Annotated in this window: 15 protein-coding genes; 7 read left to right on the forward strand and 8 right to left on the reverse strand. The window is 61.7% G+C overall.

All coding sequences use genetic code 11. The features are described 5' to 3' along the window. Positions 1-104: 104 nt before the first annotated feature. Genes G7048_RS25075 through G7048_RS25100 form a run of 6 tightly spaced genes read right to left on the reverse strand, consistent with a single transcriptional unit; the run spans position 105 to position 7,251 of the window. A complete protein-coding gene (locus tag G7048_RS25075; protein ID WP_166071207.1) occupies positions 105-1,046 on the reverse strand; it encodes a siderophore ABC transporter substrate-binding protein in 942 nt (313 codons plus the stop codon). Further along, the gene (locus tag G7048_RS25080; protein ID WP_166071208.1) at positions 1,043-1,828 is read right to left on the reverse strand and encodes an ABC transporter ATP-binding protein; all 786 of its coding nucleotides are present in this window, start codon (positions 1,826-1,828) and stop codon (positions 1,043-1,045) included. The genes G7048_RS25075 and G7048_RS25080 overlap by 4 nt, the downstream gene beginning before the upstream one ends. Further along, positions 1,825-2,778: an iron chelate uptake ABC transporter family permease subunit gene (locus G7048_RS25085; RefSeq protein WP_166071209.1), complete on the reverse strand. Its 954-nt coding sequence runs from the start codon at positions 2,776-2,778 to the stop codon at positions 1,825-1,827. Before G7048_RS25085 ends, G7048_RS25080 begins: the two co-directional genes overlap by 4 nt. Next, positions 2,778-3,719, reverse strand: coding sequence for an ABC transporter permease (locus tag G7048_RS25090; protein ID WP_166071210.1), 942 nt, complete (start codon positions 3,717-3,719; stop codon positions 2,778-2,780). Before G7048_RS25090 ends, G7048_RS25085 begins: the two co-directional genes overlap by 1 nt. Continuing rightward, a complete protein-coding gene (locus G7048_RS25095; RefSeq protein ID WP_166071211.1) occupies positions 3,719-5,479 on the reverse strand; it encodes an ABC transporter ATP-binding protein in 1,761 nt (586 codons plus the stop codon). The genes G7048_RS25090 and G7048_RS25095 overlap by 1 nt, the downstream gene beginning before the upstream one ends. Next, positions 5,473-7,251 carry an ABC transporter ATP-binding protein gene (locus tag G7048_RS25100; protein WP_166071212.1) on the reverse strand — a complete coding sequence of 593 codons (1,779 nt, stop codon included), beginning with the start codon at positions 7,249-7,251 and terminating at the stop codon, positions 5,473-5,475. The genes G7048_RS25095 and G7048_RS25100 overlap by 7 nt, the downstream gene beginning before the upstream one ends. Positions 7,252-7,411: 160 nt before the next feature. Between G7048_RS25100 and G7048_RS25105 the strand changes: the two genes are divergently transcribed. The 7 genes from G7048_RS25105 (at position 7,412) to soxR (ending at position 17,930) form a co-directional block, all read left to right on the forward strand. Beyond that, positions 7,412-8,017 (forward strand): TetR/AcrR family transcriptional regulator, encoded by a 606-nt coding sequence (locus tag G7048_RS25105; RefSeq protein ID WP_166071213.1) that lies wholly within the window; start codon positions 7,412-7,414, stop codon positions 8,015-8,017. A 245-nt stretch (positions 8,018-8,262) separates the two neighbouring features. Continuing rightward, entirely contained in the window at positions 8,263-10,467 is a 2,205-nt protein-coding gene (locus G7048_RS25110) for a TonB-dependent siderophore receptor (protein ID WP_166071214.1), read from the forward strand. Between the two features lie 127 nt (positions 10,468-10,594). Beyond that, entirely contained in the window at positions 10,595-12,718 is a 2,124-nt protein-coding gene (locus tag G7048_RS25115) for a TonB-dependent siderophore receptor (RefSeq protein WP_166071215.1), read from the forward strand. A 36-nt stretch (positions 12,719-12,754) separates the two neighbouring features. Continuing rightward, complete coding sequence (locus G7048_RS25120) at positions 12,755-15,217, forward strand: sulfite reductase flavoprotein subunit alpha (protein ID WP_166071216.1); 2,463 nt, start codon at positions 12,755-12,757, stop codon at positions 15,215-15,217. Between the two features lie 63 nt (positions 15,218-15,280). After that, positions 15,281-16,255, forward strand: coding sequence for a magnesium/cobalt transporter CorA (gene corA, locus G7048_RS25125; RefSeq protein ID WP_166071218.1), 975 nt, complete (start codon positions 15,281-15,283; stop codon positions 16,253-16,255). A 293-nt stretch (positions 16,256-16,548) separates the two neighbouring features. After that, on the forward strand, positions 16,549-17,241 hold the full coding sequence (locus G7048_RS25130) for a pentapeptide repeat-containing protein (RefSeq protein ID WP_166071814.1): 693 nt from the start codon (positions 16,549-16,551) through the stop codon (positions 17,239-17,241). Between the two features lie 212 nt (positions 17,242-17,453). Beyond that, entirely contained in the window at positions 17,454-17,930 is a 477-nt protein-coding gene (soxR, locus tag G7048_RS25135; protein ID WP_166071219.1) for a redox-sensitive transcriptional activator SoxR, read from the forward strand. Between the two features lie 33 nt (positions 17,931-17,963). On the opposite strand, the gene G7048_RS25140 is transcribed toward soxR, so the two are convergent. Then, the gene (locus G7048_RS25140; RefSeq protein WP_166071221.1) at positions 17,964-19,148 is read right to left on the reverse strand and encodes an MFS transporter; all 1,185 of its coding nucleotides are present in this window, start codon (positions 19,146-19,148) and stop codon (positions 17,964-17,966) included. Positions 19,149-19,373: 225 nt separating this feature from the next. Next, entirely contained in the window at positions 19,374-20,021 is a 648-nt protein-coding gene (locus G7048_RS25145) for a dihydrofolate reductase family protein (RefSeq protein ID WP_166071222.1), read from the reverse strand. Positions 20,022-20,162 lie beyond the last annotated feature (141 nt).

Raw genomic sequence — 20,162 nt, forward strand, 5'->3', positions numbered from 1 at the left:
TTGAATGAAACGGGAAATCGAATCGTTGAATGGAGTGCTTGTGGCTTGGCTTGGTAAAGCCTGGCTACCGAGTGATGAAGGGATCGAAGCTGGGAGAATTGGGTTCAGCGCTGATAACCTTTGACGACGTCGTCGATCAACAGGCTCAGCGAGGTGGGACTTGCGCCGGTGATGTACCAGGCATCGGCATCGACAAAGACGACGCGGTTGTTCTTCCAGGCCTTGGTCTGGCGCAACAAAGGGTTGGCGATGCTCTCGGCGTTCATGACGGGACGACGCTCCATGACGGCCGTGCGATCCACCACATACAGAATGTCGGGATTGGCCTGTTGAATGAATTCGCTGGAAATCGGCTGACCATGCAGGCTTGTCTCAACCGCCGCATTGGCAGGCTTGACGCCCAGTGCACTGAACACGAAACCGTAGCGGGACTGCCTACCGAACGAGCTGAAGGCACCGTGGTTGTGAAGCACGATCAAGGCTTTTTCGGGACGGCCTTCTGTCTCACGCCTGGCTTGCTGCACCTTGGCGTCCAGCGCTGCAGCTTTGTCCTTGGCGAGACTTTCCTTCTCGAAGATGCGACCCAGCATCTGCAGGTGGGTTTTGACGACGTCGATGTGTCCCTTCTCGCTGTTCTTGAAATCCACGTCGTAGTGCAGCGTGGGAGCGATTTCGGTGAGTTCCTGATAGTGATTGGCCTGAATCGGCGTCATCAGAATCAGGTCAGGCCGCAGCGCATGCACGCGTTCGAGGTTGGGCTGCACGATGGCGCCGAGATCCTGGACCTTGGCATCGGCCTTGTACTTGGCAAGAAAATGCGGCACATAGTCCTTGACCATGCCCGCCACCGGCACGCCGAGTTGATCGAGAAAATCCACCTCGTTCATCTCCAGCGCCGCCACACGTTGCGGCAGCCGTTTGACGATGGTGGTGCCCATCCTGTGCTGGATGGTGATCGGTTCGTAGGCGCCTGCGGCGCTGGGCAGGCTGCAAAGCGCAGCGCCACCCACTGTCGAGAGCACGAATTGTCTGCGGGCCAGTTTCATGATCGATTTCCCTTGGGTCCTGTGGAGTTGAAGTAGTTGCAGACGCAGCCGCGCGCGTTTCGGGTGATCTCGAAATCGAGTTCGTACAGACCGGACAGACGCGCCTCGGTCACGACCTCATCTGTCCGTCCGCTGAAATGCAGAGCACCGTCCTTGAGCGCGACGATGTGGTCCGAATAGTTGGCCGCGAAATTGATGTCGTGAATCACCAGAATCACGGTGCGGCCCTGCTCGTCGCACAAACGACGCAGCGCTTGCATGATTTGCACCGCGTGCTTCATGTCGAGGTTGTTGAGCGGCTCGTCGAGCAGCAGCACATCGGTCTGCTGCGCGATGGTCATGGCAAGAAAAGCCATCTGGCGCTGACCACCGCTGATCTCATCGATGTAGGCATGGCGCAGGGAGTCGAGCGACAGAAATTCAATGGCGTCATCTCGCGCGCGCAAATCCTCGGCTGTCAGTGCGCCCCGGCTGTGCGGAAAGCGACCGAACTCCACCAGTTCCTGCACCGTCAGCCGCATGTTGAAACCCGGCGATTGGCGCAACGTGGCGACACGCTTGGCGTAGTCGGCCGTCCGGATGTCCGCGACGCTGCGCCCCTGCAGCTCGATCACGCCACCGCTTGGCTCCAGCAAACGGGCCATCAGCATCAGCAAGGTGGATTTGCCAGCGCCGTTCGGGCCGATCAGCGAGGTGACGCGTTGCGCGGGAAACTCCGCGTTCACGGAGGAAAGAACGGTCTTGTCACCGTATGATTTTTGAAGATGGCGGACAGTGATCATGGATTGCCTCGCGCACGCAGGATCAGCGCGAGAAAGTACACGCCGCACACCAGATTGACGAGAATGCTGACGGTGGTCTTGTAGTTGAAGACATGCTCGACGAGCAGTTGAGCGATGAGAAAAATTCCGATGGCCACGGCACTGCCAAGCGGCAGTGACTGCCGGTGCCGGGCGCCGGGGGCCAGCGCGAAGACGATGTTGGCGACGAAGATGCCCATGAATGCCGTCGGGCCGATGAGACTGGTGGAGACCGCAACCAGCACGGCAATCGAAGCGAGATGGATCCGCAGATAGGCGGGCTGCGGCACACCCAGCGAGATCGCCTGATCTCGGCCCAGCGCAAGCACATCGAGCACCGGCAACGTGCGGCAGAGCACCACGCTGACAGCCACCACCGCCAGCGTTGCGTACATCAGCGTCTCCGGTCGGGCGCGGTTGAACGAGGCATAGCTCAGTCCCTGAAACACGGCAAACTCGCCGGGGCTGATGCGCAATTGCACAAACTGGGTGAACGTGCCGATCACCATGGTCAGCACCAACCCAAGCAACAGCAGGACATAGACATCGCCCCTGCCCCGACGCAGCAACCACCGGTTCAGCAGCCATGAGTAGCCCAGCATCAACGCTATGGAGACAAAGAAATTGCCTTGCACCCCGAGCATGGCCAGGCCGTGCGTTCCGAGCAGCAAAAGCTGCATGGACTGCCACAGCAGGTAGATGGCCTCGTAGCCCATGATGGCGGGAGTCAGAATGCGGTTGCCCACCAACGTCTGGAAAATGATGGCCGACACGGCCACGCAGATGCCGCCAACGACCATCGCCGCAAGTCGGACCAATCGCTTGGGAATCACATAGTCGAGGTCCAGGCCCGAGCCCCACAACACAAAAGTGGCCGCCAAAACGATGAGCGACAGCCCCATGGCCACGCTCCAACGGGTGCTGGCACGCATCACCGAATGCCCCGCAGTATCAGCACGAGGAACAGCATGCCGCCCACGGCCCCAGCCGTGAGCCCGATGGGCACTTCGAATGGGTGGATCAGCAAACGCCCGACGATGTCGCAAGCCAGCAGCAGCGAAGCGCCGCCCAGCGCCACCAAAGGCAATGTGCGCTGGAGGTTGTCACCGCGCCGCATCGCAACCCACTGGGGAATGACGAGCCCGATGAACGGAATCGCCCCCACGGCGATGACGGTGGCAGAGACCGTCACGGCCACCAGAATCAGCCCCACCATGGCGGTTGCGGCGTATCCCAGGCCCAGACTTGCGGCCATGTCTTCGCCCATGCCCAGCACCGTGAAACGGTGGGCGTAGACATAGGCGAGAACGACGACCGGCAGGATGATGTAGAGGATTTCGTAGTGCCCTTGCACGATGCGCGAGAAGTCGCCCAGCAACCAGCCCTGCATGCTTTGCAGGATGTTGTGGTGATATGCGTAGAACTCGGCCATCGCACTGAGCACGCTGCCGTACATGAGGCCGACGACGGGGACGAGCACCGTATTGCGAAACCGGATGCGTCGAATGATGGCAACGTATAGCAGACTCGCGGCCAGACAGAAAACCAGCGCGAACAGCATCCGGCTGGTGGTGCTGGCGGCTGGCACCACGGTCAACGAAACCAGAATGCCCAGCTTGGCCGCATCCAGCCCGCCGGTCGTTCCTGGTTCGACGAATTTGTTGCGCACGATGTGCTGCAGGATCACGCCGCACACGGCCAGCCCGACGCCCGTCAGAATCAGCGCGGCGAGTCGCGGCAGGCGACTGGCGGTGAGCGTCAGCCAGGCGTCGCCCGAGAACGTCCACAGCTGCGACCACGCCATCTGCCGCGCCCCCAGCAGCAACGACGCAAGGCAAAGCACCGCGAAAAGTATCCCCCCGCGCGCACGCATCAACCGGGCTCCCCATCCTTGAGCACCGACGCAATGCGCCAGCCTTTCGAGGCTTTTCGCTGGTTCAGGAACTGCGCATAGCGGCCGCCTTGTTGCAGCAACTGCGCGGGCGATCCGTGCTCCACGACGTGGCCCTCTTCGAGCACCACGATCTGATCGGCCATGGCCACGGTGGAGAGTTGGTGCGCGATCACGATCAGCGTGCGCCGACCGCGCAAGCGTTCAAGTGCCAGCGCGATCGCCGCCTGATTCTCGGCATCGAGCGCCGCCGTGGCTTCGTCCACCAGCAGAATCGGAGCGTTCTTGATCAAGGCTCGTGCAATGGCAATGCGCTGGCGCTCGCCACCGGAAAGCCGCGCCCCACCCTCGCCCACCTGCGTGTCCAGCCCTTCGGGCAGAAGCCTGATGATTTCAGCGACACCCGCTTGCTGCGCGGCCTGCAGGACCTCTTGATCGGTGGCTCCCGGCTTGCCCATGCGGATGTTGTCGGCAATGCTGCCGCCGAGCAGATAACTGTCCTGAAAGATCTGACTGATCTGAGCGGCCAATTGTTCGTCGGTCATGTGACGCACGTCGACACCGCCCATCCGCACGCTGCCATGGCCCGCATCGAAGAAACGCGCAATCAGGCGCATGACCGTGGACTTGCCCGACCCCGACGAGCCGATCAGCGCCGTCATGCTGCCAGCGGGCACGTGAAGGTTCACGCCTTGCAGCACATCCTCCTCTTCGGGCGCATATCGAAAGTGCACAGCCTGCAGATCCACCGAGGCATCTCGAGGGGTTTGCGGCGTGTCGGGCTGCGGCAAAGTCGGCGCATCGACAATCGCCTGCACCGCATCGAGTTGCCCGCGCGCACTGCGCAGCACTTCGGCGTATCCGGCCACCTCCAGCAAGGGCTCGATGAAGCGAACGATGAGCAGCATGGAGACGACGACCGCAACAGCCTCACCTGCACCGAGTGCCCCGTTCATCAGCCACCACACCGCTGCCATCAGCAGCGTTGCAAACACCGCCTGCACAGCCCAGACGTTGAGCACGGCGGACAGGGCCGACAGCACAATCAGTCGCAGACCCGATTGCCGCTGCTGCTCCACGGCCTGTTCCAGAAACCGGGTGCTTGCGCCCTCGCCATTGAACGCGCGCAGCACTGATTGGGCCTGCGCGAACTCCACCATGCGCTGGCTCGATTGGGCAAAGTCTTTCTGGAACGCGGCGTCGGCGCGACGCGCCATGTGCGATGTCAGTGCGAACACGCCTGCGAGCAAGGGCAACGCCACCAGTGCGACGATGCCAAGCATGGGCTTGAGCGTCCACAGCACCACAACCATCACCAGCGGCATCACCACACTGCAGATCAGGGGCGTGAACACATGAGCGGGAAGTTGCGCCACGCTCATCATTCCCTGCGTGACGACATGCCCGATGCGCGCGGTGTTCTGCGGCGTGAACCAACCCACCGGCAGCCGCGCCGCATGCGCGCCCAGACGATGCCGACCACTTTGAAGCACGGCCACACCGACTCCCACACCCGCCTGTTCGACATGGCGGCGGGCGATCCACGACACGAGCACACCCGCCATCAAAGCACCCAGCCACGGCAACGCTGCATCGACATCACCATGCAGCAGGCCGGTGAGCAGCGGCACCAGAGCGGCAACCGTCAGCCCGCAGAGTACCCCGTAGGCCAGCGCCATCCGGACATATCGACGCAGAAGCCGCGTGTCGTCCCCGAGCAAACGCACCAAGGTACTCAGCATGGGGAGCCCACCTTCTGCGAAGACATTGCGTATCCGCCCATCCGCCAAAGCCGTGCATAGAGGCCGCCTTGGGCCATCAGTTCGGCATGGTTTCCCTGCTCGCTGATCGCTCCGTTTTCCAACACCAGAATCCTGTCCGCATGCATGACGGTGTCGAGTCGATGGGCAATCACCAGCAAGGTGCGGCCCCGTGCAAAGCGCGACAGCGCTTCCTGAATCGCCACTTCGTTCTCCGAGTCGGCCGATGCGGTTGCTTCATCCAGCACCAGAACGGGGGGATCTAGCAGCACGGCGCGCGCGATGCTCACGCGCTGGCGTTCCCCACCAGAGAGTTGCGCATCCTCTCCCACCACCGAGTCATAGCCGCGCGGCAGGGCCAGAATGCGCTCATGGATGTGGGCCGCGCGTGCTGCGGCTTCGATGTCCTGCTGACTGGCATTCTTGCGTCCCAGTGCGATGTTCTCGCGCACGCTGGCGTGAATCAGCCGCACCTCCTGAAGGACGAAACCAACGCGTTGATAGAGCGCTGCGCTGTCCATGTTCCGAAGATCAACGCCACCAAGCGTGATGCGCCCCTGCGTGGGATCGAAGAAGCGCAACAGCAGGCGCGCCAGCGTCGATTTACCAGCGCCCGATGGACCCACGACGGCAGTGACCGTTCCAGGTTGAAGGTCCACGCTGATGTCGCGAATCACCGCATGCCCTTGCGCGTAGCCGTAGCTCACTTGCTCGAAGCGCACCTCGTGGCCCTGAGGCACTTGCCGCTGATCGGGTGCGGGCTGCGGCAGAGCCGGAGTGTCCAGCAAGGCAATCACGCGCTGGGCAGCGCCCGCAGCGCTTTGCAGATCGTGCAGCAAGGTATGCAGCAACAACAGCGGTGCACAGATCCCCGGAGCCACCAAAGCAAACGGCAACACCTGCGCGGCAGTCATCCATCCCATGCCGACAAACAATGTGCCGCTGGCCAGCACCACACCCAACACCGTCACAGGTGCGATCAAGGCATGGGCATGGGCCATCGCGATCACGAGCGGCCGCGTGAAATCGGTGAAGGCCTGTGCAAAGGCATCGACGGCATCGCGAAAGCCCGCATGCGCCTGCCCGCCATCACCAAACGCTTTGACCACCGGCATGGCCCCCGCGAACTCGACCGTTGCAGTGTTGATGCGCCCGAGCCGGGCAATGAACTCCTGCATGTTCGCGCCACCGGCCTTCATGGCTCTCTTGAGGAACAGAAAAAAGCCGGGAAATGGCAGAAGCGCAATCAGCGCCATGCGCCAATCGAGCACCAACATGTACATGGCCGAAATTGCGATGGCGCCCACCGCACGGCCGACCGCTGTGTAGAAATGCGCGGTCAGGCTGTGCAGCGTGGCGATGTCGTCCTGCATGGCCTGCTTGACTTCGCCCGAGGACCGATTGACGAACCAGCCCAGCGGCACCCGAGACAGCCGACGGGCCACGGCCATGCGCAGATCGCTGGTGAGGCTGTTGTCCGCCAGATGCGCGAGCAGCTCGCCCGCGAAGACCAACACCATGCCCGTAAACATGGCCCCGATGCTGATACCCAGAACGCGCCAGACATCACTTTCCGTACCCGCAAGCGCATCGCTGGCGATGTGCGCAATGGCCCCCAGCGGCACCAACGTGAGCATGGTGCCCAACGCTGCCAACGCTGCGGCAGCCATCAACCGACCACGAATGGGCCGCAATATCCGCGTGATCGGGCCGGGTTCTTTGGTTGCTCCTGCAACCGCGTCTTGGGTACTCATGCGAGGCAAAAAGGGGATGGTCAGCATCGATCCGTCAGGACAGATCGAAATGGAAACACGAATTAGTTGCATGATACTAAACTAATTCAAGCGCGCAAACCGTTTGGCCTCAGCCAGTCCACGTGAATGCACGACAATCAACATCCCCAACGGAATTCACATGCCCGCAAGCAAGCAGCCATCCACACGCGGTCGACCGCGCACCATCACCCGAGAAAAGATTGCGGACGCCGGTATCGACATCGGTCTGCCGCAGATCACCTTCGTGGGAGTGGCTGCGGCTCTGGGGGTGAGCCACATGGCGCTCTACAAGCATGTGCCGAGCCTCGAAGCGCTCAAGCACCTGGTCGCCGAAGAAATCTTCAGCCGCTGGAAACTGCCGCAGGCCACCAACCCCCAGCGGGTGAGCCTGCAGGAATACATGCACGTGTTCACCACATCCGTGAGGGAGTTCGTCAAGGCCCATCCCGGCGTGACGCCCTACGTGATCCGCAGATTGGCCGCCACCCCCGCCATGCTGGAGAAGATCGACGCGCACCAGGAACACATCGCCCAGGCCTACGGAATCAGCAAGGAGCAGTCACGTTGGCTGCTCGCGACCGTGACGTTCTTCTGCATCTCGGCCGCCGACACCGTCTACTCGGCGGCGCGACTGGAGCCCGTCATCGCATCCGATCTGACCGCTGAAGAGGCCGAGATGGAAGCGGAGTTTCTGGAAGGCGTGGATTCGCTGATCGTGGGTTCGCTTGCCAAGTTGAAGTTTTGACTGCATCGAAAGCCAGTCCACACTTTCTTGCAACAAACATCGGATTGCCGACAGTCATTCCTCGTTGTTTGTCCGCGACATTTGACGTATTTTCACAAAGACGCTCTATAGCGACTTAATTGAAAAATGGATTTTCAATAGATCGCTACTATTTTTAAGAATAAAATCGATTCTCATTCAAATAATGCGAATGCCGTACAACGTGCCGCTACAGGCATCTGCGACTGCATGTCAGGTGAGAATTCATGCCCTCCTTCCAAAGCTCCCTCCAACGCTCGGTTTCCGTCGCTCCCAGATCGGCTCGGACGTCGCCTCATCCCACCTCTCTTACCCCCACTCAACTGGCCGTTGCGGCATTGACCGGCCTGTTGTCGTTCACGCAAGCGTCGGCGCAGACAGCGCCGCAAGCACCGGCTCCAGCCAGCGAGAGCACGCCAGCACCTGAAGCGCAGGCCGCAACGGCCGACAACACACTGGAGACCATCCAGGTCTCCAGCGACTGGCTCGGCACCGGTCTGCAGAATGGTCTCAAGACTTTCCCAGGTGCACGCACCGTCATGGACAAGCAGGTGATCCAGAGCACCGGAGCGAGCAGCATCGGCGATGCCATGCGCCGCATTCCGGGCGTGCAATCGACGGACAATTCCGGCACCGCTGGCAGTGCGGTGTCGCTCAACATTGGCGTGCGCGGGCTCACGGGCCGCTACTCGCCTCGTTCGACCGTGCTGCTCGATGGCGTTCCTCTGGCCGTCGCGCCCTATGGTCAGCCGCAACTCTCGTTTGCGCCCATCAGCCTTGCCAACATGGAGTCCATCGACGTTGTGCGCAGTGGCGGCGCGGTGCGCTATGGTCCGCAGAACGTGGGCGGCATCATCAACTTCAAGACACGGGCCATCCCCAGCAGCCAAGAGTTGACCGGCGATGTGACCGTGAGACACAACCACTTCGGCAAAGGCGGTGAGAGCAACACGCTCTACAGCACCTTCCTTGGCTCGCAACTCGACAACGGCTTTGGCTGGGCGCTGATGTACTCCGGCATGGCAGGGTCGGAGTGGCGCAAAAACAGCGACGAGCGTCTGAACGACGTGGCTCTCAAGTTCCACTACGAACTCACGCCCAGCTCCGAAATCTACGGCAAGGTCTCCTACTACGACGTGCGCTCGAAGACCCCAGGTGGTCTGACCGTGGCGCAGTACAAGGCCAACCCGTTCCAGAACACCCGTCCCACCGATCAGTGGGATGGCGAGCGCAAGGGCATGGATTTCGGCTACGTCAACACGATTTCGGACACGCAGGAGTTCGAGGTCCGCGCGTACTACAACGACAGCACGCGTTCGAGCCGCCTGATCAATGCCGCGCAGACGCAATTGACCTACCAGCCGCGCAACTACCAGACGCTTGGCATCGAGCCACGCTACACACAGCGTTTCCAGCTCGGCGCAGTCACCAACGACGTGACGGTCGGCTACCGCTACATTCGCGAGCGCGGGGACGACAACAGCTTCATCCAGACACTCTCGACCCGTGCCTTTGGCCCAACCACCTCGTTCGACAACGCCACTGATGCGCACGCGTTCTACATCGATGACCGCATCGCAATCGGCCCATGGCGCATCACACCGGGCGTGCGCTTCGAGCACATCGACACCCATCGCGACGATCGCTCGGGCGCTCAAAGCTTCGACACCGGCAACAACAAGTGGCTACCATCGATCAACGTGTCGTATCTGGTAAATCCTGCCGTGACGGTGTTTGCCAACTACACGACGTCGTTCGGGCCGGTGCAGAACATTCAGCTCAACTCGCAGACCGCAGCCAACCCGCTGCGCCCTGAAGTCGCCAAGACCAAGGAAATCGGAGCACGCTGGCAGGACAGCCAATGGCGCGCCGAAGCCACGGTGTTCGACATGCGCTTTGACAACCAGATTCTGCAAGTGCCAGGCGTCACGCCAGCCGTGTTTGCGAACATTGGTGCCACCAAGCACGAGGGCATCGAGCTCGCGCTGGAATATGCCTTCGACAAGAGCGGTCCTCTGGCCGGTGCGAGCGTGTATGGCAACTACACCTACACCAAGGCGATCCAGAAGTCCGGCACCACCGCGGGTCTGGACGTGCCGTTCTATTCGCGCAATACCGACACCATCGGTGCACGCTACGAGCGCGATGCATGGAGCTTCAATCTCTCCAGCACCCATCAAAGCAGCCAGTTCTCCGACACCGCCAACACAGTGACCGAGTCCGCCAGCGCCAATGTCGGCCGCATCCCCGGCTTCCGTCTCTGGAACACCCAAGTGGGCTGGAAGGTTCCCGGCCAAAAGGGCACGGAAATTCTGGTGGGCGTGAACAACCTCGCCGACAAGCGCTACTACACACGCAATGTGGACGGCAACCCGGGCCGCATGGTGGGTGCGCCGCGCACCTTCTACGTGCAAGGTCGCTACGCGTTCTGAGGTCGCAAAACACAGTCGAACGAACAAGGCCTGCACTTTTGAGCGTGCGGGCCTTTTGCGTTGATCGGGTTTTCTGCTTGCTTCTTTTCAGCTTACCAAGGGCCATCCAACAGATGGCAATCACATCATGCGCAGACTCGCCACTTCCGTTTTTTCCTTGTCCAGCATGGCGCTTGCCATTCTTGCACTGCCCGTGCAAGCCCAGAACACCACGACAGATGCACCTGCGGAAGCGGTCCTGCCGCAAGTGATCGTGCAGGAGAAGGCGCAGGAAGACGGGTACCAGCCCAAAAGCGCCACCACCGCCACGCGTACGGATGCACCTCTGCGCGACGTGCCGCAAGCCATTGCCGTCGTCCCGGCGCAGGTGCTGCAGGACCAGATGGTGCGCTCCATCGACGACGCCTTGTTCAACGTGAGCGGCATCACCCAGGCCAACACGCTGGGCGGAACGCAGGACGCGGTGATCAAGCGCGGCTTTGGCTTCAACCGTGATGGTTCGATCCTGCGTGATGGCATCCGCACGGTGCTCGCTCGCAATCTGACCTTCACCACCGAGCGCGTGGAAGTGCTCAAGGGCCCCTCCTCCGTGCTCTACGGCACGATGGATCCAGGCGGCGTGATCAACATGGTGACCAAGAAGCCGCAGCTCAGCTTTGCAGGTCAGGTGGGGGCATCGGTGTCCAGCTACGGCGGCGGTGGTGCTTCCATGGATTTGACGGGGCCGTTGGGCGACAACGGGCTCGCCTATCGTCTGATTGCGGACACCAGCCATGTGGACTACTGGCGCAATTTCGGGAAGAACAAGCAGACTGTCATTGCGCCCTCGCTGGCCTGGTATGGCCGCGACACCTATGTGCGTGTGTCGTACGAGCATACCGAGTATGAACAGCCCTTTGATCGCGGCACCGTGATCGACTCGCGCACCGGCAAGCCTGTGAACACCAACCGCCGTGAGCGCTTTGATGAAGCCTACAACCGCACGATCGGCGACTCGGACTTCTTCACCGTGCAGGCGCAGCACGCACTCAACCCGCAATGGAAGCTGAACACGGCCTACAGCTACAACCGCAATCGCTACGACGACTACCAAGCGCGTCCCGTGTCGCTGAACCCGACAACCGGCGTGCTTACGCGCCGCCCGGATGGCACGCGCGGTGCGCTGAGCCAGCAGCACGTGGCCCAGTTCAACCTGCAGGGCAATGTCCAGACCGGCAGCATCCGGCATGACATCCTGGCTGGCTTCGATGCCGAGGACAGCAACATCTACCGCCGCGATCTCATCCGTGGCAGCAACGCCGGTGGCTTCAATGTGCATGACCCGGTCTACGGTCTCATGCCCAACTCCACCAACGTGGACGCGGCGCAAAGTGACCAGCGCGACAAGATTCGCCAGCAGGCGCTGTTCGCTCAGGACTCGATGCGGCTGTCCGAGCAATGGATTGTGCAGCTCGCCGGACGCTGGCAGCGCTACGATCAGATCGCAGGCAAGGGGCGTCCATTTGTGGTGGGCAGCGAGTCCGATGGCACCCAGTTCGTGCCGCGCGCGGGCTTGGTCTGGCAGCCCGGCAAGCACTGGTCGATCTACGGCAGCTACAGCGAATCGTTCAAGCCGCAAAGCAGCATCGGCAACGTGATCGGCACCCTGCCGCCCGAAACAGCCAAGGCCTGGGAGCTGGGCACCAAATGGGAAACGCCCGCAGGCATAACGGCCACCGCCGCCCTCTACGACATCAAGAAGCGCAACGTGGTGGTGACCGAAACCATTGCCGGCCAAAACTACGCACGCGCCGTCGGCGGTGCCCGCTCGCGCGGTTTGGAGCTCGATGCTGCCGGTCGTCTGGGCAAGCAGTGGCAACTCATCGGCACCTATGCGTACACCGACGCGTCGGTCACCGATGACCCGCAATACCAAGGCAATCGCCTGGCCAATGTGGCACGTCATACAGCGTCGCTGTTTGCGGCCTATGATCTGCCCGCCTCATCGGCAGGCCGTTGGCGCACGGGCGCAGGTCTGCGCCATGTGGGAAAGCGCGCAGGCGATGCCGCCAACACCTTCGAGAACAGCGGCTACAGCGTGGCGGATGCCTTCGTGAGCTGGGAGCGCCCATGGTCCGGGCGCATGGTCAAGCTCCAGCTCAATGTGAAGAACCTCTTCGACAAGAACTACGTGTCCTCATCGGGCAGTCCGATCTATGTGTCGCTGGGCGAGCGTCGCCAGGCCGTGCTGCGCGCTGTCGTCGATTTTTGAATGGTGTGGGCAAGTGCGTAGATACGGGACAGCGATATGTGGAGTTTGAAGAGAATCTGGTTTCAGTTGCACTGGTTCGTCGGTATCACCGCTGGCACGGTGGTGGTGTTGATCGGCCTGTCGGGAGCGGTGTATTCGTTTCATGAAGAAGTGCTGGACTGGCTCAATCCGGGCACGGCCAGCGTGCCGCATCGGGATGCGCCCGTGCTCTCTCCACCCGCCTTGATGCAGGCGGTACAGGCCACTGGCGAGCGGCGCCGGATCGACCGCATCACCGTGCACGCCGAGCCAGGACGCAGCGCTCAACTGAGCTTCGCACCCGAGCCGGGACAACGACGCGGCGAAGTCGTCTTTGTGGATCCGTACAGCGGCAAGGTGTTGCCGGAGCAGCATGGCGAAGCGTTCTTCGAATGGGTGGAACGCCTGCATCGCTGGCTTTTGCTGCCGCGTGACGACGGCAAGTCCGTCACAGGCAGCTTGGCGTTCTGTCTGCTTTTTCTGTCGCTCTCTGGCCTGTACCTTCGCTGGCCTGCGAAACCATTTTCATGGCGCACATGGCTCACGTTCAACGTGAACCGCAAAGGCCGTCCGTTTCTGTGGGGGCTGCATTCCGTGGCCGGGACCTGGGCGCTCGTGGTCTATGTGATGCTCACGCTCACCGGCGTGTACTGGGCATTTGATGCAGTACGCGCCCCCGTGGACAAAATGATGGGAGCGCCCTCGCGCTCCGCCGCCAGAGCCGAGACACAGGCCGCGCAGGAAGCCGCTCGAAAGACTCCCCAAACGCCGATCGAAGGAGCGGCGCTTGAACCCGCTTGGAACGCCTTCACGCAACTGGCTGGCACCTGGCAGTTCGCGCAAGTGCGTGTGCCCATGCGCTCCGGGCAAGCCGTTCAGATTCAATGGTTTGACACCACCGCCCCGCACAACCGCGCGCGCAATCAATTGGGTGTGAAGCTCGACGGCACCGTGCAGCGCGATGAGCGATTCGCCGATCTGCCAGCAGGTCGCCGCGCCCTGCTCGCGCTGTATCCACTGCATACCGGCACCTATTTTGGTATCACAGGACGCATCATCGTCACGCTCGCGGCCTTTATGCTTCCGCTGTTTGCGATCACCGGCTGGATGCTGTATCTGGACCGCCGCAAGAAAGCCCGTGCGGCTCGAGAAGAGCAAGCAACATTGGCTGGAGATGCCGGAGTGGCAGAAGACGGGACGGTCCAAGCCATTGTCGTGATTCACGCAAGCCAGGCCGGACACGCACAACAGCTTGCAGCACGAACCGTTGCCCGGCTTCGCAACGCAGGCAAGGCAGCGCAACTGCTGCCCATCGCCGCGTTGGATCTGCAGACGCTGCAACGGTTCTCGCAAGTGCTCTGGATCGCCAGCACCTTCGGCGATGGCCAGCCGCCAGATGTGGCCAAGCGATTCGCGCGTCATCTGCAGCAGACCTCGGGCAATCCCCTTTCGCACCAGCGCTTCGGTCTACTCGCATTGGGCGATCGGCAATACGCGGCGTTCTGCGGATTCGGGATGTCGCTCGCGGAGCAGTTGCAGCGCCTCGGCGCTCAACCCCTGTTTCCCCCCATCACCATGGACGGCGAAGAGGATCAGGCCTGGCAGGACTGGAGCACGAACATTTCCAGTCAATGGGGTGCGGCCACGGAAAACGAAAGCGCTTCGGAAGAGGTCGCATTTGACTCCTGGACATTGGCAAAGCGCACGCATTGCAATCCGGGCAGCCTCGGAAATCCGCTTTTCAGGATCGAGCTGGAACCCAGTCATGGCTCGGCTGCGAGCTGGCAGCCCGGTGCACTGGTGGACATCTTGCCTCCACCGCCTGCAGACAGCTTATTGCCGCCACCTGCGCCACGCAGCTATTCCGTGGCCTCACTTCCTGAGGACGGACGCATCCAGCTCTGGGTGCGCCAGACTGTTCTGAACGCTCCAGCCAACGAAGAACCCACGCTCGGATTGGCTTCCGGCTGGCTCACCCGACATGCCAAGTTGGGCAGCAAGATTCAACTCCGGCTGGTCGAAAACCCGTCCTTCGCGCCTCACGACCACCCTGCACGGCCCGCCATTTTCATGGGCAACGGATCCGGTTATGCGGGCCTGCGCGCGCATCTGCTGCATCGCATGCGCAATGGACATTTCAACAACTGGGTCGTGTTCGGTGAGCGGCAGCATGCGTACGATGCTTGTGCACATGACGAGGTCAGTGCGTGGCAGTCGCGTGGTCACATCGAACGCGCCGACTTTGTCTACTCCCGCGACCCACACCCGAACCCGGAACTTCCTCGCCGCTATGTGCAGGACGCGCTGCGCGAGGCATCCGGCGCGCTGCAAGAGTGGCTGCAGTGCGGCGCCGTCATCTACGTCTGCGGGAGTTACGACGGAATGGCTACTGGCGTGGACACGGTACTGAGGGAACTGCTCGGTGAAACCGGCGTGGAGCAACTGATCGCTGAGGGTCGCTACCGCCGCGACGTCTATTGAGCCGTCGCCTGACAGCATTGCGTGGCACCATTGGAAACTTTCGAACGCCCCAAGAGGATCCCGATGCTGATCAACTGTGTTGTCTACGAAAACGGCTCCAAGCTGGCGGATATTCCTGTCGCTGAGATCAGCGAGTACGTTGCGCGCCCCGGCTGTTTTGCATGGGTGGCTCTGACGGATGCGACGCCGGATGAGCTCGACGAGATGCGCGAAGAATTTGGCCTGCACGAACTGGCCGTGGAAGATGCTCGTCACGGACATCAGCGGCCCAAGATCGAGGAGTATGGTCAGTCGCTGTTTGCGGTGATGCACTTGCTGGAGCCCGACTCCGATCACCCCGGCCAATTCAATCTGGGCGAGGTGGATGTCTTCGTCGGCCCGAACTACGTGCTGTCGGTGCGCAACCGCAGCAAGCAGGGCTTTCTGGGAGTTCGCGACCGTTGCGAGCGCGAGCCCGAGCTGCTTCGACACGGCGCAGGCTTCGTGCTCTACGCATTGATGGACGCCGTGGTGGATCGCTACTTTCCCATCATCGAGGCACTCGAATCGGAGCTCGAAGATGTCGAGCAGCAGATATTCACGCAACGTGCGGCCCGCGAAAGCATCAAGCATCTTTATGACCTGAAGCAGCGCGCGGTGGTCCTCAAGCATGCCGTCGCTCCGCTTCTGGAGGCGGTGAGCAAGCTCCACGGTGGACGTGTACCGCAAATCTGCGCCGAGTCCCAGGACTATTTCCGCGATGTCGCCGACCACCTGGTCCGCATCAACGGGCTCATTGACGGGATGCGCGACACCATCTCGACGGCCATGCAGGTCAATCTGGCCTTGGTGACCATCGACGAAAACGATGTCACCAAGAAACTGGCCGCGTGGGCCAGTATCTTTGCGATCAGCACCGCCTTTGTCGGCATATGGGGCATGAACTTCGAGCAGATGCCGGAGCTGAAGTGGCAATACGGTTACCCCGCCGCACTCCTGCTCATCATCGGCGTGTGCAGCTACGTCTACTACCGCTTCCGTCGCGCGGGCTGGCTGTAGCTCGGGTGGCCGATGTGGCTTGATACCGGAGAGGGCCATGCAATCCAGCTTGCCAGAATGAGCGAAGACGCAAGCGCAAAAAGCCGGTATCAAAAACTCGCCATGCAGTCGATGCCATGGGGCAGATCGCCGAAGCATTGGGTGGACAACAATTTCTGTCGGGTACGGCGTCTCCAGATGGCTTTGGGGGCCTGGCCCAACGCTTACACTTTGCCGGACTCCCCATAGCGATCCAAGGCTTTGCCCAACCCTGCGGCAGACGCCTGCGTTGACAACCAGACATGAAAACTCAAATGAACGCGCCGACGACCATCGCGCACCAAACCCTCAGTCGTGAGGACCTACGGGCACTTGCCCAGACGGGCAAAGGACAGGCCAACACCTTCGAAGGATGCTGCTTCGATGACTGCGACCTTCGAGAACTGGACTTGGCGGGAAGCATCTTTGTGGACTGCACATTCGCACGAGCACGGTTCGAGAAGGCGCTCATGTCGGGGACTCGGTGGGCGAGTTGCAGTGCACCGCAGGCACGTTTTGACATGGCCGATCTCACCGAGGCCAGCTTCGAGGGCGGCGACTACAACAACTCCTCCTGGGTGCGTGCACGGCTGTCGGCAACTTCTTTCCGCGATGTCAAATTGACGGGTGCCACGTTTCTGAACGCACAGACTCTGGGCCTGAATTTCAAGAGCTCGATCCTTGTGCACACGGACCTTCGCGGAGTCTCGTTCCGCAAGCAGCGTGTCGAAGGGCTCAACATGACGGGTGCCGATCTGGGCGGATGCAACTTCTCGTCAGCCGTGGTCGCTGGTGGGTCCTTGCAGGATGCCAACCTCAAAGGAGCGAATTTCAAAGGCGCCGATCTCTGCGCAACGGAACTGGGGCAGGTGACCGTTGGCGATCTGCAGCAGCACTTCAAAGGGTGCACCCTATCCACCGAACAAGCCGCAGCCATCATCAGTTCGCTGGGCGTGCAGGTGGTTTGATTTGCTGGACTCGTGTTTGGCCCGCGCTGCGTTGCGCTGAACCCGCCTGCCGAAAGGGCACGGCGCGCACGCATTGCTCCAGAATATCAGGACCTTGACGAGGGTATTGCACACTCGGCCCCTCTGTTTTCGACACTCTGATTCTTGCGATCGAACGATCCAAGCTTTAAGTTGAAGTGAGCTTCAAGTCAAGCAATGAACAGGAAATCACCATGAGCTTTGGGGATGATGAGCTGCTGCCCATTGGCACCATCGCGCAGCGCAGCGGCGTCAACGCGTCGGCGCTGCGTTACTACGAATCGCTGGGCTTGATCGAGTCCGTGCGCAGCCAGGCGGGGCATCGCCGCTATCGCCGCTCTGCTCTGCGCCGTGTGGCCTACATCGTGTTTGCGCAGCGGCTGGGGTTTCAACTGGAGGAAATCGCCGCGCAACTCGAAGGCCTGCCCAAGCACCATGCGCCCACGGGTGACGAGTGGAACAGCCTGTCGCAGACCTGGATCGACCGCGTCGACGAGCGCATCGCGGAGCTCACGCATCTGCGCCGAAGTCTGGAGAACTGCATTGGCTGCGGTTGCCTGTCGATGAAGGTGTGCAACGTATTCAACCGTGCGGACTTCATCGCCGAGAAAGGCGCCGGCCCACGCGTGTGGCTGGGGGACAGGCTGAAGCCCGTCGAGGACGGTGGATGACGCGACCGGAAACCTCGCCGGGCGCACGGCGGTTCAAAGCTTGCGCGCCAACAGCGCCCCGCCCACGGCCATGGGCAACAGCATCCACGCCACCAGCGACCAGCCACCCGCCTGGGCCAACGCGCCAGCGGAAAGGGGGCCCACCAACTGCCCCACATAGCTGCCCTGCATCATGAGGCCAATCGTCGGCGCGATCAATGCGGGGCTCGGGGCCACCCTCGGCGCAATGGCGGTCATGGCACCCGGGGCACCGCCCATCCCGCCGATCAGCGCCACCGCAAAACCGATGGCAACGCCCGGCGGCAGGTTCAGCCAGAACAGGCACGGAATGCAGATGACTGCAATGCTGAAGCAGCCAGAAATAATCCGGCGCGGCGGCATACCATGGCGCATCAACGTGCCAGAACAGAGGTTGCCCAGCACGTTCGCAGCCACGATGCCCGCGCTCACAAAGCCCGCCTGAATGGGCGACAGTCCCAGCAGATCCCGCAGCAGCAGCGGCAGAAATCCGGAAAAGGCAAAGTAGACAATCGCATAGAGCCCAAAGCAGATCGCGATGAGTTGCGCGCCGCGTGATCTGCCTACGCTGCGGATGGCGTCCCAGATGCTGTGCTGCTGCGTGCTTGCCGAGGCGACGGGAGGCAACGGCGGCAATGCCAGCAGCACCACCACCGCACATGCCATGGCCAACCCGGCATTGACATGCCAGATCGCCTGCCAGGACAGCGGTATGCCGAGCGAAGACACCAGCGTCGCCACAAACAGGACCAAGGCGATGCCGCTCGGAACCGCCGTGCTGGAAAACGCCATCGCCAGGTCTCGGTCCGCAGGCGACGCGAGACGCCCGACCACACTGGACGCACAGATCAGCAGCGTCACCACGGCAATGCCTTCAAGCACCCGCGATGCAAGCAACAGACCGACGCTGGGGGCGCTACCACCCACCCCGCTGGTCAATGCGATCACCACCAATCCCGCGACGAGGACCCTGCGTGCATCGACCCGCGCAATGAGCACGCCAAGCGGCATCGCCAGCACGGCGCCGACGATGGCGAGCGCCGAGATCACCTGCCCTGTCTGTCGCAGGTTCAAATGCAAAGGCGCGTCCTGCAGCAACGGCAAGGCGATGATGGCCTTGCCGATCTGAAACGCGGCGATCACCGCAACGAAAATCGCCAAAGCGATGTAGCGCCAAGGAGTTGGGGAGGGTGGTGTCATGCGAGCCAATCACGAAGTCATGAGCCAGTGCTCGGCGCTCGATACTGTTTCAGCCTGTTCTGAACAGCGCCGTCCCGCAGCGGATTGCCGCGTGATGCCTCTGGACTCGGGAATGACTGCAGTCTGATACTTGAAGTGCACTTCAAGTCAAGCGCCTTTGCAAGGAGGCTCGGAATCCCGAATCCCGCGTGCCAGAAATGCCAGTGAACAGAGCCGACTGTGCCGCTACGTCTTCCTGCGCACCATCACATGCGTGGCGCGCTCGCCCTGCACCACCTCATGCACCTTGTAGCCCAGCGCGCGCATGTCCAAGCCCTGCCACAGATTCTCGCCCGAGCCCAACAGGATGGGGCGCACGGCAAGGTGCAACTCGTCGATGAGCTGGGCCTGCAGAAACTGGCGCACGGTGGAAGCCCCACCGCCGATCCGAATGTCGCGCCCGCCTGCCACTGCTTTGGCTTGCGCCAGCGCCGACGCCACCCCGTCCGTGATGAAATGGAAATCCGTGCCTCCCTGCATGCGCAGCATGGGTCGCGCGTGATGCGTCAGCACAAACGCAGGCACGTGATAAGGCGGCTCGTCGCCCCACCACCCTTTCCATTGGTCATCGGGCCAGGGACCACGGATGGGGCCAAACATGTTGCGCCCCAGAATCCACGCACCGATGTTCTCGAAGGCCTGCTCGGCCATCTGGTTGTCGATGCCCGTTTCGCCGGTCTGCTGTCCGCCGATCATCTGTTGAAAAACCCGCGTGGGGAAGAACCATTCCATCAGCTCAGTTCCACCGACGCCCAGCGGGTTCTCCAGATCCTGAGAAGGACCGGCCGAGTAACCGTCGAGCGAAACACCGAAGCAGAGAACTTTGACTTTCATGGGTGCCTGCCTTTCATGGTCTCCAGATCAAGTGCATGTCGCCATCGACAAAGCCAACGCCAACATCGACCCCGACGTCTTGCGATTGGCGAAGAATCCAGACCTTCGTGCCATTCGCGATGCAGTCGCGTGTCAGCGCTT

The sequence above is a fragment of the Diaphorobacter sp. HDW4B genome (genome assembly GCF_011305535.1).
Taxonomy (GTDB): Bacteria; Pseudomonadota; Gammaproteobacteria; order Burkholderiales; family Burkholderiaceae_C; genus Diaphorobacter_A.